General features: G+C 65.8%; 11 protein-coding genes. 8 read left to right on the top strand and 3 right to left on the bottom strand.

Going from position 1 to position 16,146, the window contains the following annotated elements; translation table 11 throughout:
* Window positions 1-65 precede the first annotated feature (65 nt).
* On the top strand, window positions 66-686 hold the full coding sequence (locus QMZ25_RS00405) for a glutathione S-transferase (protein WP_053516594.1): 621 nt from the start codon (window positions 66-68) through the stop codon (window positions 684-686).
* Window positions 687-819: 133 nt separating this feature from the next.
* Window positions 820-2,241: a tRNA (N6-isopentenyl adenosine(37)-C2)-methylthiotransferase MiaB gene (gene miaB / locus QMZ25_RS00400; RefSeq protein WP_053516592.1), complete on the top strand. Its 1,422-nt coding sequence runs from the start codon at window positions 820-822 to the stop codon at window positions 2,239-2,241.
* 245 nt (window positions 2,242-2,486) lie between these two features.
* On the opposite strand, the gene QMZ25_RS00395 is transcribed toward miaB, so the two are convergent.
* From QMZ25_RS00395 to QMZ25_RS00385, 3 genes are read right to left on the bottom strand one after another with little or no spacing between them, the layout of a single operon-like run.
* On the bottom strand, window positions 2,487-4,043 hold the full coding sequence (locus tag QMZ25_RS00395) for a hypothetical protein (protein ID WP_283218939.1): 1,557 nt from the start codon (window positions 4,041-4,043) through the stop codon (window positions 2,487-2,489).
* Window positions 4,040-7,348 carry a phospholipase D-like domain-containing protein gene (locus QMZ25_RS00390; RefSeq protein ID WP_283218938.1) on the bottom strand — a complete coding sequence of 1,103 codons (3,309 nt, stop codon included), beginning with the start codon at window positions 7,346-7,348 and terminating at the stop codon, window positions 4,040-4,042. The genes QMZ25_RS00395 and QMZ25_RS00390 overlap by 4 nt, the downstream gene beginning before the upstream one ends.
* A 2-nt stretch (window positions 7,349-7,350) precedes the next feature.
* Window positions 7,351-10,530 (bottom strand): type VI secretion system Vgr family protein, encoded by a 3,180-nt coding sequence (locus QMZ25_RS00385; RefSeq protein WP_283218937.1) that lies wholly within the window; start codon window positions 10,528-10,530, stop codon window positions 7,351-7,353.
* Between the two features lie 297 nt (window positions 10,531-10,827).
* Here QMZ25_RS00385 and QMZ25_RS00380 point away from each other — a divergent pair, with 297 nt between their 5' ends.
* The 6 genes from QMZ25_RS00380 to QMZ25_RS00355 all read left to right on the top strand — a co-directional run bounded on the left by QMZ25_RS00380 (window position 10,828) and on the right by QMZ25_RS00355 (window position 16,116).
* Window positions 10,828-11,814, top strand: coding sequence for a PhoH family protein (locus QMZ25_RS00380; RefSeq protein WP_053516587.1), 987 nt, complete (start codon window positions 10,828-10,830; stop codon window positions 11,812-11,814).
* On the top strand, window positions 11,811-12,296 hold the full coding sequence (ybeY, locus tag QMZ25_RS00375) for an rRNA maturation RNase YbeY (protein ID WP_053516586.1): 486 nt from the start codon (window positions 11,811-11,813) through the stop codon (window positions 12,294-12,296). Before QMZ25_RS00380 ends, ybeY begins: the two co-directional genes overlap by 4 nt.
* A 64-nt stretch (window positions 12,297-12,360) precedes the next feature.
* On the top strand, window positions 12,361-12,915 hold the full coding sequence (locus QMZ25_RS00370; protein ID WP_053516584.1) for a hypothetical protein: 555 nt from the start codon (window positions 12,361-12,363) through the stop codon (window positions 12,913-12,915).
* Window positions 12,916-12,979: 64 nt separating this feature from the next.
* Window positions 12,980-13,861: a transporter associated domain-containing protein gene (locus QMZ25_RS00365; protein ID WP_053516583.1), complete on the top strand. Its 882-nt coding sequence runs from the start codon at window positions 12,980-12,982 to the stop codon at window positions 13,859-13,861.
* Window positions 13,858-15,087 carry a DUF4105 domain-containing protein gene (locus QMZ25_RS00360; RefSeq protein WP_197572500.1) on the top strand — a complete coding sequence of 410 codons (1,230 nt, stop codon included), beginning with the start codon at window positions 13,858-13,860 and terminating at the stop codon, window positions 15,085-15,087. Before QMZ25_RS00365 ends, QMZ25_RS00360 begins: the two co-directional genes overlap by 4 nt.
* Window positions 15,088-15,093: 6 nt before the next feature.
* A complete protein-coding gene (locus tag QMZ25_RS00355; RefSeq protein WP_053516581.1) occupies window positions 15,094-16,116 on the top strand; it encodes a magnesium and cobalt transport protein CorA in 1,023 nt (340 codons plus the stop codon).
* The last annotated feature ends 30 nt before the right edge of the window (window positions 16,117-16,146 follow it).

Here is a 16,146-nt window from a genome sequence, read left to right as displayed (position 1 = left end):
AAGTCGTCCGCAATAGTGCCCCAGCATGGGCCCCAGTTCACCCCTCTGCTGCAAGGAGCACTGCCATGACGTCCCGCCAGATCACCCTCTATCACGCTGCCCGTTCACGCTCGAGCGGCGCCGTGGCCCTGCTTGAAGCCCTGGGTGCCGACTACCGCCTGCATGTGCTGGACCTGAAAGCCGGCGCCAACCTGGCCCCGGCCTACCTGGCCATCAACCCGATGGGCAAAGTGCCGGCGATCATCCATGAGGGCGCGCTGGTGACCGAGCAGGTGGCGATCTACCTGTACCTGGCCGATCTCTACCCCGAAGCCGGCCTGGCGCCGCCGATCGGCTCGCCGCTGCGCGGCCCCTACCTGCGCTGGATGGCTTTCTACGGCGCCTGTTTCGAGCCGGCGATGATCGACCGCGCGATGCGCCGCGACCCGCCCCCGCAGTCGATGTCGCCCTACAACGACGCCGAAACCGTCCTGCAGGTGATCGAGGCGCAGCTGGCGCAGGGGCCTTACCTGCTGGGTGAGGAAATGAGCGCCGCCGACGTGCTGTGGGGCAATGCCCTGAAATGGACCACCGATTTCGGGCTGGTGCAGCCCGCCCCCGCCACGGCGGACTACATCGCCCGGATGGGCGCATTGACGGCCTTCGACCGCTCGCGGCAGATCGACGCGGAGCTGATCGCGGCGTAAGGGCGCCCGCCGGGCACGGCCCGGCGCTACCGGGCGCGGCAGGGGCCGTGCCCCATGAGCGTGCACCGCGGCGGGAGGCGCAGGATGCGGGTAGAATTGCCCGCTTTCCCGCCACCCGAATGGATTAAGCGCCATGACCGGGACGCCAGACGTCTTTCCGCCCGCCACGCCGGGCGGCACCCCGCTCGTTGCCCTGCCCTCCGCTCCGCGCACGCCGGAGCAGATCAAGGGCAAGCTGTACATCAAGACCCACGGTTGCCAGATGAACGAGTACGACTCGGCTAAGATGGCCGACGTGCTCGCCGCCAGCGACGGCCTGGTGCTGACCGACACCCCGGAGGATGCCGACGTCATCCTGGTCAACACCTGTTCCATCCGCGAGAAGGCGCAGGAGAAGGTGTTCAGCCAGCTCGGCGTCTGGAGGGGGCTGAAGAACCAGGGCCGCGAGGTCATCATCGGCGTCGGTGGCTGTGTCGCTTCGCAGGAGGGCGAGGCCATCATCAAGCGCGCGCCGTTCGTGGACCTGGTGTTCGGCCCGCAGACCCTGCACCGGTTGCCGGAGCTGATCCGAGCGCGTCGCGAGCAGAAGCGACCGCAGGTGGACATCAGCTTCCCGGAAATCGAGAAGTTCGACCGCCTGCCGGAGCCGCGCGCTGAAGGCGCGTCGGCGTTCGTGTCGATCATGGAAGGCTGCTCGAAGTACTGCTCGTTCTGCGTGGTGCCCTACACCCGCGGCACCGAAGTCAGCCGTCCATTCGAGGACGTGGTGGTGGAAGTGGCACAGCTGGCCGCGCAGGGCGTACGCGAGATCAACCTGCTCGGCCAGAACGTCAACGCCTACCGTGGCCCGTATGGCGATGGCGAGTTCGCCGATCTGGGCCTGTTGATCCGCACCATCGCCGAGATCGATGGCGTCGGCCGCATCCGCTTCACCACCTCGCACCCGCTGGAGTTCAGCGACTCGCTGGTGGACGCGTTCCGCGATGTGCCGCAGCTGGCCAACTTCCTGCATCTGCCGGTGCAGGCCGGCAGCGACCGCGTCCTGTCGGCGATGAAGCGCGGCTACACCGCGCTGGAGTTCAAGTCGAAGATCCGCAAGCTGCGCGCGGTGCGCCCGGACATCTCGATCAGTTCGGACTTCATCGTCGGCTTCCCCGGCGAGACCGAGGCGGACTTCGAGAAGACCATGAAGCTGATCGAGGACATCGGCTTCGACCACAGTTTCTCCTTCATCTATTCGCGTCGTCCGGGCACTCCGGCCGCCGACCTGGAAGACACGCTCAGCGATGCCGAGAAGCACGCGCGGCTGTCGCGCCTGCAGGAGCGCATCAACGCGCACGCCGCCGGCATTTCCGCAAAAATGGTCGGCACCGTGCAGACGGTACTGGTGGAAGGCCCATCGCGGAAGAACCCGAACGAGCTGACCGGCAAGACCGAGAACATGCGCTCGGTGAACTTCCCGGCGCCGGCACGCCTGATCGGTCAGTTCGTGGATGTGGTGATCACCGAGGCATTGACCAATTCGCTGCGCGGGCGGGTGGTGACGGAAGGCTGATCGCCGGAGTGGGGGAAGCCATGTACGGCTTGCGCCCCACGCAGCAGGCGTGGTGATTTTCTCACCACGCCACGCAGACCCTCTGTGCAGAAGGCTCTGCGTCACCTATCCACAGGTTGATTGCGCGTCGTTCCACAGTGATTGTGGAAAAGCGGTGGGTCTCAGGGGCGAGCCCGCCGGGCCTCGTTGCTGGCCGCAACCTTCGCTTAGCGGGTCTGCTCTGAGCCTCAGAAGGACGCACCGCGCTACTCGCTCAGGAATCCCAGCTTCGTCGTCCCGAATCCGTACCGGGTCTCCATCAGCTTCTTCACCGGTCCCATGCCCTCTATGATCATCCTGCCGTCCGGCGTCCCGCAGCGTGTGCCCACCTGCGTCCTGCCGTACTGCAGTTCGGCTTCACGACTGCGCTTGGGACGGGGATCGGGCTCCCACCAGGGGAAATGGGCATACGGCTTGTTGGTCGAGACTTCATGGCGCCAGCACACGAACGAGAGCGTCTCGTTGCCTGCTGCGTCATAGTCGTAGACGCGGTAGGAGCTGTAGCCGCTGGTCAGCGGCGTGAGCTTCAACACACCCTTCTCTGCGTATGCGCGCAGGTTCTCGGTGTAGCCACCACTACCGGGAACCGGGCCGAACAGGATCACCCGCGTGAGCCTGCCGTTTGCGTCGTAGTTTTCCTGGCGATTCAGATCCAGCGTGCGCCACTGGCGTTCGTGGGGCTGCTTGGCACCCGGTCCGAAGACCTCGAAGATCCGTCGATGCGAGCGATGGTAGTACTCCCGGACGCGGGTGTAGTCAGTTACTCCTTCGAACAATCCCGTGGCAAGTTCCATTGGAACGCGCTCGCCGGGGAAGGTATACCGCAGCTTGTGCCGAGGGTCCCGGCTACGCTGCGCGAAGAGCGCAGTAGCGTCGGATTGCACGACAGTCATGGAGGAGTCCCGAACCCCCAAAAGGCCTTGCCTATCACTTCCGTGAAAGGTGATCGCCACTTCTCTGCGACCATTCGCCCCATCAACATACATGTAGCCACTCGCAATCCACGCTCCGTCCGTAGTTTCGGCGCCCGTTGCCGTGTCGTCACGTTCTGGCTGCTCACCACGCTTCCTTGTGGCCTCCTTGTCAACAACTGAAACCAACGCGCCATCCGACCGATACGTGAAGTACCAGGTCATCTTCTTCGAGGCCTTTTCACGTAACTGCGAGCACGTGAAGTCAGGAACATCCGAAACACTCATCCCGGAACTCTGATTGGCCACCTCTATGCGGCCATCATCATCATAGAGCGCACAGAACGTAGTCTCCCTATGCCCCTTCGCGTCAGTTGCATGAATCGACGTCAATTGACCGACCGAATCATAATCGAGCTCATACATCTTGTGCAGCTCGAAGTACGGATACACGGGCCTCACCGCAGGATGCAGGCGCTCAGGAGGTGCTTCACCAGTCAGCTTGGATTTCCGCCTTCTCCATTCCTCAGCACGGCAAATCCGTTGCCCTTGACCACTGCTTTCCAAGTAGTAGACCGAACCGCCATTCGAGTCGAATGGCTCATTCTTCAACTCAGACAGGTCAGGACCGATACTGATCCTTATGTAAGGTTCCGCCTCGTTCGCGCGACTGAGACTGGCGCCCACTGCATCTCCTCCGCCAACCAAGCTCGGCGTGAACTTAACCACCAATCCGTTGCCCTGAGAGCGGCCATCGTCTTCATTGATTGAAATACAACCTGCATGCGCGGCTTGCACAGCGCACAGAGCACCAACCGCATGCAGGGCTTTCAACAGCAAGCGCTCAATCACACCTTCTCTCCTTGATTCAATGCAGCATGTCGAATCGAATATGCCAATTCACTTGAACTGCCTCCCTCAACAGGCACGGCTGCAATGATCTCGCTCGGCATCGTGGCAACCGGATCGTCCATGTTGCTCCCCCAAAGCAGCGGCATGGTGACCCAGAAGCCTTTGATCCGTGGGCGTCCCGGCTCGCCCCGAAGAAAGTCTGTCGCCCTACGCACATCGTGCCGACCTACTACACTGGTCACATAGTCGCTAACGACACTAGGCTCCTCCATGAAATCTGGCTGCAGGTCAGGTGGTTGCGCATGCAACATGCGTTTGACGTGACCCTTGTCATTCAAGCCTGCGGCGGGAAATCCATGAAGCACGGAGTCGTAGCGAGGGAACGAGTCGCGGGGGACATTGGTGAAGACACGCTGATAAGCGGCGGAATTTGAATCGGCAAGATTCCTGATGCTTCTCCACGTCTCGGCACTTGCTGGCCTGTCCACCGTCAGGGTTGGCACGTTCTTGTTGAACCAAGGCAGATACGTCTGCGCCGCTTCCACTGCCGAGTATGGCTTGTTCTCCTTCTCCGGCAGCTTTTGAATCTCCTGCCCCAGAAACTTCCTCCACAACTTCAACCGCAGCTCCCGAGCAAACGTTCGGGTTATTACCTGCACGCCGTTGCCCAGATCCATCCGCTTCGCCTCGCCATCAACGATCACCGCGGCGATCTCGGTATCACCCGTCCCCAGCAGACTGCGGTCATTGCAGTTCGCGCTGCCGATGATCGCCATCGCGTCATCAACGATCAGCAGCTTGGAATGCACATAGCACTGCTCGGTCACCACATACAGGGAGGGGCCATGCTCGGAGCCGATCGTGTGCGGCGGCAGATGATCGCTTCTGCGCGTTTCGGCCAGCACGCCGTAGCTGCGCAGATTCATCACCGACAGGTATTCCTTCCAGCGCCCGGCCTTGACCTCGGCCTGCAGGTCAGCCTCCTCCACGCCGGCCTCGCGGATGTCCTTGTCGCGTGCGATCAATGATCGGCAGATGCGCCGGATCAGGCTGTCGTCACCACGCAGCAGGGTCTGCTGCACCCAGTACTGCTGCTTCACGACGGCACCATCCGCCAGGCTGCCCTCCGGGTGCACCGGCAGGGTGATGTACACATGGAAGCCCTGCCGGGCCAGGATCGCGCGGCGGATGCGCGCGGCCAGGGCGGCCACCAGCGGGTTGCTGGCCGCCGACTTCACTCCCTGCCTGCGTTCCACCACATCCTGCACGATGCCGGCCCTGCCTACCGGGCCGCTCATCCCCACGCCGCGCCCCACGTGACCAAGCTTCGCCTTTTCGGCATCCGTCGCATCCCGCCGCTCCCCGCCCTTCACTGCGGTTTCCACCACGCTGCCCGGATCCGCGTCGGACCAGCCGCAATCGGAAATGAGGAACTGCGTTTCCAGATAGATGTAGGCACTGGCCGATGCGATGCAGTTGACCATTGCGTCGAGAATGGAGTGCATCGGCTGCTCACGCTCCCAGTACGGCTGCAGGCAGCTGGCGTCGTCCAGGTTCAGGCCGAGTTCCCTGCACCCCTTCTTCTCCAGCGCATGCAGGGCGGTGCCCGAGGAACGCACGATCTGCACGCTGATCTTTCCCGCCGTGCCCGGCACCGTCAGGTCACCGAACACCGCCTGCATGCCCCCCATGGACTGCAGCCACTGATCGCTCAATGGCGTCAGTTCCATGCCACGCGCCAGGGTGGTCTGCTCGGGCAGCGCTGTGTCGAGCCATTCATTGGTCTTGCGAAGGCCCGTGTTCAGCCCCTTGCGCAGCAGCGAGCCGATGGTCCGGTCGCCGCGCTGGTTCTGCCAGACCATGGCATTCCAGCGGTGCATGAAGTTGCTGCAGATATCGAACACGGCCGGGCCCGCGATCTGCGCGTGCACGTCCTGCCAGGGCATGCGAGGCTGGCGGCCACTGTCGAGCAGCCGCTGGGTGCGATCAACCGGCGTATTGATCCACTGCACCAGCGATTCCCAGTCTTTCTTCGCCTTGTCGATCTTTGCTTCTATTTCGCTGAGTCGGCCTTCGATGTCCGCGCGCAGGCTGCGCGGATCGAGCAGGTAGCCCGCCGCTTTCTCTGCAGTCTGGAAGGGCCGCAGCGCTGCCGCCCGGATGTCGTTCTTCTGCTGGTCGAGCCAGCTGCCGAACTTCTTCGCCTGGATGGCGCTGAAGCCTGCCACCGCACGCCCTGCTGCGGCAGCCGCCTGGACCGGATTCAGTTTGATGGCTTCGTCGGCGGCACGGTTCGACGCGGCAATGACATCTGCATATTCCTGGCCGATCTCCTCCAGTGTCGTCTGGATGGCCAGGAACGTGCGCGCGACGGTGCGCTTGACCGCCATCCCCTCTTCCATGCCGGGGATGATCCACTCGGCGATCTTCCTGAGGCCTTCGCGCTCAAGCGCGTCGGGTACGCCCAGCTTGTCCGCATAGTCCTGCAGTTCGGCCAATGCGGCACCGGCATCCCACTGCGACTTCATCTGGTCCAGTGCGATGGCCATGCCGGGCACATACGCCTGTGCGAAGCCGGGACGAACGCGGCCTGCCGCATCCGGGCTGGTATCGGGCTTGTCCAGCGTGAGCTCCGTCTCATCATCCGTCATGCTCCGATACTTGCTCAGGCAGTTGTTGTAATGGTCATTGATCACGTGCAGCGTCGGGTCGCAGACCACGTCGAAGTTGCCGTCGTCCCAACGGCCATGGGCGACGTCGAGTCCTCCGACGAAGCCGATGCGTCCGTCTACCACCAGGATCTTCTGGTGGTGCGAGAAGGCGATGTTGAAGGCATCGGTGCGGCCGGTCGCCGGGTTGTGCAGGCCCACCTGGACCTGCCCGGGCGTCTTGTCATCCTGCATCTTGTACAGCGCCGTGCGCACCTCGTTCTCGTGGGTGTAGGCGGCCGCCTCCACGCTGTCGTAGAGCAGTACCCGCACATCCACGCCGCGCTGGTTGATAGCGTCGAACAGCAGCTCGCTCAGCCGCGCGGAGTGCGCGTCGCCGCGCGCGTCCATCTCGGTATCGAAGTTCATCTGCCAGTCGGCGATGAAGATGAACTTCTGCGCGCCGCGGATGGCATCGGCCATCGCCTTCATGGCCGAGCGCCCGTCGGTGAACGCGTCGACGCGGTTCCCGTGCCGCACCGGCGCGAACTGACGGTCCGGTGGTGCGTAGTAGTCGCCGCTGGTCGTGCCTTTCTGGCCATCCCTGCAGATGAGAGAGGCGCGCTCGACCCTGCCCCATGCGTTGGCGTCTGCCATGATCAGATCTCCTTGCGCCGGGCCGGGCTGGCGTCGATGTGGGACTGGAACTCGTACTCGGCGCGCTGCCGGTAGGCATGCAGTGCGGCATCGTCAGGCAGGTCGGCCAGACTCTTGCCATAGTTGATCGCCTCCAGCGTGTCCAGGGTTGCCCGCACCCCCGGGGAGCCGCTGTATGGCCGGGGCCGCTGCAGCGGGATCACGTCGATTCCGTGTACCAGGAACAGGCAGCCGGGATGGCGGCCTGCGTCACTCCAGATCCTCGCGCACAGCGCATCGTCCAGGCTGACATCGCCCTGTGCGTCGGCCTCACCTTCGGCCAGGGTCTCGGCCCAGCGTTCCGGCAGCAGGGCGCTGTCACGCTGCTCATCGTCCAGGGCGCGGTGCGTGCGCACGATCCTCCAGGGCTGCCCGCCCAGCGGCACACCCTGTGGGCCCGGGATGTCCTGCAGCCTGAAAGCAAGCTTCGGAACCTGCCCGTCCAGCGCGCTGGACGGCATGTCCGGCAGGGGACGGGTCAGCTGCGCCGGGCCGACGAAGGTGCGCTGCCCGGCCTGCACGGTCACCGTGCCGGGGCAGACCAGCACCAGGTTGCCATCTTCCAGCGTAATGCTGGCGCCACCGGCGGTGGCGATGTGCAGGGTGCGCGGTGCGGCAAGCTCCACAGCCCCTTGCCCGCTCGCTGCACGCACGGTGCTGCGCGCCTGCAGGTGGATCGTTTCGGACTGGGCCCGGATGTCCAGTACCTCCTGCCCAGCGACGATGGTCAATGCCGCATCACCGGCAAAGCTGCGGCCACTGGCCGCCAGCATGCCCACCGCCTGCGCCGCGTGCAGGCGCGCACCGCCGGCCACGTTGGCATCGGTGTGCCCGCCACTGGACAGTGCCACATTCCGGGCACCGCCCCAGTGCAGTGCCTGCCCGGCCACCATCATCAGACCGGCCTGCCCATGCAGGCCCAGCGTTGGCTGGCCGGTATGCGGAACATCGCCAGGCGCGGGGCGGCCCTCCTCATCGGCGCTGGCCTGCGCATAGGAAAGTCCGTTCACACTGGCCCGCGCAACCCGTTGCAGACCTGCCACGCCGGTGCTGTCCTCCCGTACTGCGTGGCTGTCCAAGCCAGCCGTGCCGTGCATCGTAGCCGCGCCATGGCTGGACGCGGCCAGGAGGGCGGCCTGCTGCAGCAGCGCGCCGGCCGCAGCCACTTCGCCTGCGGGTGACAGCGCAGCGTGGCCACGCGCGGTCAACCAGACGCCCCGTTCGGCACGCAGCGCGCCCCACGCGTCAGTGCGCAGTTCCGCGCCTTCTCCGCGCAGGGAACCACGATGGTTGTCAGCCATGTGCAGCAGATGACCAAGATTCAGCTCGCTGCTGGCGTGGCTGCTGGCCAGCTGCACGCGCAGCTGTGCGTCGGAATCATCGAAGGCCAGCCGGTTGTAACCCGTTCCGGACCATTCCCGTGACTGGATGCCCCATACCGCCCCGGCATGCCGGTGCTGGTCCTGCCCCGGTGCCATCGCGTGCCAGACAGGCGCATGGCCGCCGGCCGCATTGCCCTGTGCGCTCGGGCGGGAGTCGGTGGCATGCCCGAACAGGCCGCCGCTTTCGTCTACGGCCGCTGCTCCGGCCGGGGTGCGCGCAACGCCCGCCTCGCCACGGCCGTTGTACAGCGCGCCCAGCACCAAGGGCTGATCGATGTTCCCGTCCAGAAAGCCGATCAGCACCTCCTGGCCGACACGCGGCAGGAACTGTGCACCGACGCCCGGTCCAGCGTAGCGCTGCGCGACCCGCAGCCAACAGGTCGTACCGGCATCTGTGGCGTCCTGTAGATGCAGACGTACCCGTACCCGGCCCAGGTGATCGGCGTACAGAGCGGCATCATCACGGCCATCGCCGGCGATCACCGTAGCGGTCTGATGGCCTGGCGCGAGCGGCCGCGGGTGGATGCGTTCGCCGGTGCCGTCGGCCAGCACGGGCCGCCACGGTCGATTCCGATCGACGGCGCGGAAGCGATTGGCATAACCCAGGGGCGCGGTTGTCTCCAGCGCCACGCCGGGTATGGCTGAACCGGCCTCAAGCCAGCGGGCCGGTGCCGCAGCGCGTGGTTGCTCCGCCCCCTGCGTGATCGGCGGCGGATTGCACCCGTAATGCAGTAGTTCCGTCGGCAGCAGGCTCGGCGTCGAACCAGCGCTCGCGGCCAGAACGCGGATGAAGCGACCGACCTGCAGGCTGCGTACGCTGCCTGCCGCCAGCCAGCCTGCACTGCCGGCCTCGTGCGCTTCAGCTGCTCGCCGCGCGCGACGATACCCCTCATCGGCGCCAGCCAGGGCGTGGGTGCCCACCGGCTCATAGACCTCGCGCGGGCTGTGCCCGGCTTCCTGCAGTGGCATCTGCACATGTCGGACGGTGGCCGCAGGGCCATCGTCGGTGACAAGCGAGAGCCGGCTGCTGCCCAGCCGACGCCACCTGCCCAGCTGCTGCAGGGCATCTGCGCGCTCGGTGGCGTCGGCACGGTGGAAACGGATACCGCCGTCTCGGGCCGATTGTGGATTCTCAGGTTGCACGCTGCTGTCGGCGAACAGCACGAGCGTCAATCCGCCGCTACTGTCGCTCTCGAACGTGCCCGCAATGCCTTCATCGGCCAACAGCCGCTGAACAAACTCAAGGTCCGGCTCCCGATACTGGATGCAGCAGTCGCGCACGGGTGCGGCGGCCAGAGCGGCCAGGGCATCGTCGCTCCAGCGCCAGCGGGCCAGTCCGCTGTGCGTGCCGAACACGTCCTCGACGATGTCCCGGACGGTCCGCTGCTGATGGACACGGCTGCGCCGCGCATGCCGCAGGAACCACGTCCATGGCACGAGATGCAGCCGATAGCGCGCCAGACCGCCGTCTGCGCCAAGGAGGTGAGCGGCGGCGATGTAGCCGCAGCGATGGTGGTCCTGGCCATCATCGAGGCAGGTGACCAGCGCGGCGCTCAGTCCCGGCCAGTCAGCGCATGCCAGGCCCGCATCCGGATGCACGGCATCTACCCAGTAATCGAAACCGTTGACCAGGCTTTCGTGGCCCCACCACTGTTCGACGAACAAGGGAGGCAGGCCCTCAGCCTGCAGCCGATGCAGTTGCCCGTTCGACCCGAGCCCCGCCAGCGGCGCGTGCGCAGCTGCCGTATGTGAAACATCCATGACCTCTCCCTGGCCGGGCGCTCCGCCCCGACGCTCAATGCCTGTGAACCTTCCGGTGGCCACCGCTGCTTCCGGTTTCCGTTCCCCACCCGGCCGTGACGCTTTTTTCACCACCGGCGCAGGAAGCTTGTGGCACAAGCATTGCGAACGTCTATCCACAGGTTCCCGCAGGCCCGATCCACACCCCGTGTGGAAAACCGCGTCGCAGCCCCCGTACTGGCCGTGTGCGCCCCCGCGCGCTACCCTTGTTTCCCCTTGAAGACACTGTGGTGGAAGGCTTCCGCCCCACCTCCAGCAATGAAAAACATCGAGCATCGAGACTTCACCCTGTCGCCGGAAGACAACGCGCGCCTGGCCAACCTGTGCGGCCCGTTCGACGGCCATTTGCGACAGATCGAACTGAAACTCGGCGTGGAGATCGCCAATCGCGGCTTCGTGTTCCGCATCAGTGGACCGAAGGAAGCCAGCGTGGAAGCGCAGAAGCTGATCGAGGCCCTGTACGCCGAAGCCGGCGAGACCACCTTCGACAACCACGCCATCCACCTGCGCCTGGCCCAGGCCAACGTGGAGCAGATCGCCGAACGCTCGTACGAAGCACAGGACGTGGCGATCCGGGTCAAGCGTGGCACCGTGCGCGGTCGCGGCGCCAACCAGGGCCGCTACCTGCACCAGATCGCCACCCATGACATCAACTTCGGCATCGGCCCGGCCGGTACCGGCAAGACCTTCCTGGCCGTGGCCAGCGCGGTGGAAGCGCTGAACGAGTCGCGCGTGCAGCGCCTGATCCTGGTGCGGCCTGCGGTCGAGGCCGGCGAGAAGCTCGGCTTCCTGCCTGGCGACCTGACCCAGAAGGTCGATCCCTACCTGCGGCCGCTGTACGACGCCCTGTACGAAATGATGGGCGTGGAGAAGGTGGTGAAGCTGCTGGAGAAGAACGTCATCGAGATCGCACCGCTGGCGTACATGCGTGGCCGCACGCTCAACGACGCGTTCGTGATCCTGGACGAGGCGCAGAACACCACCATCGAGCAGATGAAGATGTTCCTGACCCGGCTGGGCTTCGGCTCCACCGCCGTGGTCACCGGCGACCTGACCCAGACCGACCTGCCCAAGCACCTGAAATCGGGCCTGCGCGATGCCATCGACGTGCTGCGCGATGTCGAGGGCGTGAGCTTCACCTTCTTCGAATCGCGCGACGTCGTCCGCCATCCGCTGGTGGCCCGCATCGTCAGTGCCTACGACCGCCGCGACCTGCATCAGATCCAACCCGGAGCGACATCATGACCCGTGGTCCCGTACGGCTGGACGTCGCCGTCAGTTACGCCCTGCCCCGCGCCGGACTGCCGGCCGCGGTGAGCTTCCGCAGGTGGGTTGCCGCGGCCCTGAAGGGGCGGATCCGCGAAGCCGACCTGGCGATCCGCGTGGTCGATGCCAAGGAGGGGCAGTCGCTGAACCGCCACTACCGCGGCAAGGACTACGCCACCAATGTGCTCAGCTTCCCGGCCGAAGTGCCCGAAGGCCTGCCCAAGGGCGTGAAGTTCCCGCTGCTGGGCGACCTGGTGATCTGTGCCCCGGTGGTCGAGCGCGAGGCCGGTGAGCAGGGCAAGGCGCTCAACGCCCACTATGCGCACCTCACCGTGCACGGCGTGCTGCACCTGCTCGGCTGGGACCACGAAGACGACAAGGAAGCCGAGGCGATGGAGCAGCTGGAACGCGAGATCCTGGCCGAGCTCGGCATCGCCGACCCTTACGCCGGCGAGCGCTGAGCCCGCCGCCCCCCTGACCGGAAGGCAGCCGAGCCCAGGCTCGGCGCCACCACGGAGTGCCGCTGTGTTCCTGCCCCTGCTGCTTGCCACCTCTGCGTCCGCCGCTCCGCTGGACCTGCCGGCACTGATCGAATGCCGCCAGGACGTGGCCGCCCATGCCGCGCTGGCACCGCTGCTGGCCGACCCGCTGAAAGCGGTCGCCAGCGGCCTGCAACCCCTGCCGCAGGGCAACCGGTTCCTGAGCGAGTACCGGCTGGCGCAGCCCATCACGGTGTTCGGCACCCGCACGGACCGGGTCGCGATGGCCGGTGCCAGCATCATGGCCATCCTCGATGAGGCCGACCCCCGGCCACTGGCCAGGCGGCTCGGGCTGGAGACCGGATACGACCAGGACGGCAAGTTCATGGCGGGGCGCGAACTGGTCAGCCGTGACGTGACCGACCCGACCACCGGCGAGGCGCAGATCGAGTCGATCATCCTCAGTGTCTCAACGGTGGCCTCCCACCCGGGCCGGACGCTGGCCGGCTGCACCTACAGCCTGGACCTGCCCGAAGCACCGGCGTCCCGGCCTGAACTGGCGCCGCCCCCGATCACCGGCCCCGGCAGCGGGGGGCGCTGACAGGCCGCTACATCCTGCTAGACTGGCGCCAACGCCCGGCATGCCGGGTGCCCTTTTTCCAGAGATGTCTGAAGACGACAGTAGTAGCTCCCTGCAGGAGCACAGTGAAAAGAAGCGCGGCTGGCTGGAACGCCTGACGTCCGCGTTCTCCGGCGAACCCCATACCCGCGACGAGCTGGTCGCTGTCCTGCACACCGCGCAGGAAGAAGGTCTGATCGCCGCCGATACCCTGAAGATGATGGAAGGCGCCATTTCGGTGGCCGAGCTGACCGTGGGCGACGTGATGATCTCGCGTTCGCAGATGGTCTCGCTGCCGGTCGAAGCGCCCTTCCTGGAACTGATGAAGCAGGTGGTCGAATCCGGCCATTCGCGCTTCCCGGTGCATGGCGAGAACAAGGACGACATCCTCGGCATCCTGCTGGCCAAGGACCTGCTGCGCGGCGTGGTTGCCGACCACGGCCCGGCCAACGTACGCGAACTGCTGCGCCCGGCGGTGCTGATTCCTGAAGCGAAGAAGCTCAACGTGCTGCTGAAGGAGTTCCGCCTGTCGCGCAACCACATGGCCATCGTGGTCGACGAGTACGGCGGCGTCGCCGGCCTGGTCACCATCGAGGACGTGCTGGAACAGATCGTCGGCGACATCGATGACGAGCACGACGAAGCCGAGGATCCGTCGGCACAGATCGCGATCCAGGCCGACGGCCAGTACGTGGTCGATGCTCTGACCCCGATCGGGGATTTCAACGAGCGCTTCGGTGCCACGTTCTCCGACGAGGACTACGACACCATCGGCGGCCTGGTCACGGAAGCGGTCGGTCACCTTCCGGAGATCGGAGACGAACTGGCGCTGGACCGCTTCATGTTCCGTGTCGCGCGTGCCGATGCGCGCCGGGTACAGGCCTTCCACGTGACGGTGCTGCCACCGGACGCGCAGGACGACGCTTGAAGCGGCGCGGGCTGATCCTCACCCTGTGGCTGGCACTGTGCATGCTGGCCACGGCCGTGCCTGCCATCGCCTTCGCGCAGGCCACGGCTGCGGTCGCCGGGACCCCGGCGCCGCGCATCGGCGTGGTGACGATGCAGCCCGGCACGGTGTTCTTCGAGCGTTTCGGCCATGACGCCATCGTGGTGCTCGATCCGGCCAGTGGTGAGGCAACGTCGTACAATTTCGGCTACTTCGATCCGTCCGAGGATGATTTCATCGGTCGTTTCGTGCGTGGCGACATGATGTATTACCTGGTGGCGCTGCCCCTTCAGCAGGACCTGTCGTACTACGACGAGACCGGCCGCGGAGCGAGCGTGCAGTGGCTGGATCTGCGCCCGGACCAGGCGCGCGCACTGGCCGCCGACCTGGCCGAGCGGGCCAGGCCGGAGAACGCGCGCTACCACTACGACTACTACACCGCCAACTGCGCGACGATGGTGCGCGACACGCTGGACAAGGCGCTGGGTGGCGGACTGCATGCGCAGCTGTCCGGACGCTCGCGCGGCAATACCTACCGCAGCGAATCGGTCCGCCTGGCCTCGCCCGCGCCGTGGATGTGGCTGGGCTTCGACGTGGGCCTAGGCCCGTTCGCCGATCAGCCGCTGTCACGCTGGCAGGAAGCGTTCGTGCCGATGCGCCTGGCCGATGCCCTGCGCCAGGCGCGCAACAGCGACGGTCGTCCGCTGGTGCAGTCCGAGCAGGAACTGCTGCCGCACCGCATCGATCCGGAGCCCAAGGAATTCCCGCGCCGCTGGTGGCCGTGGCTGCTGTGCGGCCTGGCCATCGCTGCCGGCGTGCTGGCGTTGCGCAACCGGCCGCGCCTGCTGGCCGGACTGGGACTGCCGTTGTGGCTGCTGTGTGCCGTCGCAGGTGGCCTGCTGGTGTTCCTCTGGGGCTTCAGCACCCATTACGCCGCCTGGGCCAACCGCAACCTGCTGCTGCTTTCGCCGTTGTGCGTGCTGCTGCTGCCGGGCGCGGTCCGGCTGCTGCGCCGTCGCCCGCCGGGCCGCATGTTCACGGTCGTGCTGTGGCTGGTGGCACTGCAGGCCCTGGCCGCGCTGGTCCTGCACTGGCTGAGCCTGCAGGCACAGTACAACGTGCAATGGATCGTGCTGCTGCTGCCGATCCATGCTGCCCTGGCCTGGGTGCTGGGGCGCGATCGTCACTTGTCGGATACGCGGCACTGACGCACGATGGCGGGCATGTCACTGCCCGCCTCCGCTGCCGCACCTGCTTCGGCCAATCCCGCCTGCGTCATCAACTGCGTCCACTACGATGAGCAGGGCGTCCGCCATGACATCAGCCTGGACGCCATCAGCGACGTCATCGCCAGCGGCAACGGCTTCGTCTGGGTCGGCCTGTTCGACCCCAATGAAGACGTGCTGCTGAAGCTGCAGGAGGAGTTCTGCCTGCACGACCTGGCGATCGAGGACGCGCGGAATGCGCACCAGCGGCCGAAGGTGGAAGCCTACGGCAACTCGCTGTTCGTGGTGATGACCACCGCGCAGATGGTCGATGAGCGCATCCAGTACGGTGAAACCCACGCCTTCCTCGGGCCGCGTTTCCTGGTGACCGTGCGCCACGGTGCTTCGCTGTCGTATGCACCAGTACGTGCCCGGGTGGAACGCGAGCCGCAGCTGCTGAAGATGGGTCCGTCGTATTGCCTGTATGCCGTCACCGACTTCGTGGTCGACAACTACCTGCCGATCACCAACCGCTTCCGCGACACGCTGGAGCTGCTGGAGAAGGACATCTTCGCCGAGAGCTACAAGCGCAGCACCGTGGTGCGCCTGTACGAGCTCAAGCGCGAGTTGAACAAGATGCGGATGGCCGTGGCCCCCTTGCAGGACGTGCTGGCGCAGCTGCGCCGCTACCAGGGCGAATTGATTCCGGACGAAGTGAAGCTCTACGTGCGCGACGTGCATGACCATGCGGTGCGCATCAGCGACGTGATCGATACCCTGCGCGAGATGCTGGGTACCGCACTGAGCGTGAACCTCTCGCTGGTGACGCTGGCGCAGGGCGAAACCGTAAAGCGGCTGGGTGCGTGGGCGGCCCTGCTGGCGGCGCCGACACTGATCACGAGCTGGTACGGCATGAACTTCAGTCACATGCCGGAGTTGAGCCAGCCATGGGCGTACCCGCTGATGATCGTCGGCGTGGGCGGTGTCTGCGTGGGCCTGTACCGGTTGTTCAAGCGCGCGCGGTGGTTGTAGAGCCGAGCCCAGGTTCGGGCTCGGCTGCTT

Origin of the sequence: Stenotrophomonas sp. RS-48 (assembly GCF_030053245.1) — a bacterium.
In the GTDB taxonomy this organism is placed as follows: domain Bacteria; phylum Pseudomonadota; class Gammaproteobacteria; order Xanthomonadales; family Xanthomonadaceae; genus Stenotrophomonas; species Stenotrophomonas maltophilia_P.
Note: the sequence above shows the minus strand (reverse complement) of the source record. Positions and strands in the feature narration are given on the sequence as shown.

Bases quoted from the DNA above. Each gene is read 5' to 3' on its own strand.
- QMZ25_RS00405 (WP_053516594.1), top strand. From the start codon at position 66: ATGACGTCCCGCCAGATCACCCTCTATCACGCTGCCCGTTCACGCTCG.
- miaB (WP_053516592.1), top strand. From the start codon at position 820: ATGACCGGGACGCCAGACGTCTTTCCGCCCGCCACGCCGGGCGGCACC.
- QMZ25_RS00390 (WP_283218938.1), bottom strand. From the start codon at position 7,348: ATGGCAGACGCCAACGCATGGGGCAGGGTCGAGCGCGCCTCTCTCATC.
- QMZ25_RS00385 (WP_283218937.1), bottom strand. From the start codon at position 10,530: ATGGATGTTTCACATACGGCAGCTGCGCACGCGCCGCTGGCGGGGCTC.
- QMZ25_RS00380 (WP_053516587.1), top strand. From the start codon at position 10,828: ATGAAAAACATCGAGCATCGAGACTTCACCCTGTCGCCGGAAGACAAC.
- ybeY (WP_053516586.1), top strand. From the start codon at position 11,811: ATGACCCGTGGTCCCGTACGGCTGGACGTCGCCGTCAGTTACGCCCTG.
- QMZ25_RS00365 (WP_053516583.1), top strand. From the start codon at position 12,980: ATGTCTGAAGACGACAGTAGTAGCTCCCTGCAGGAGCACAGTGAAAAG.
- QMZ25_RS00355 (WP_053516581.1), top strand. From the start codon at position 15,094: ATGGCGGGCATGTCACTGCCCGCCTCCGCTGCCGCACCTGCTTCGGCC.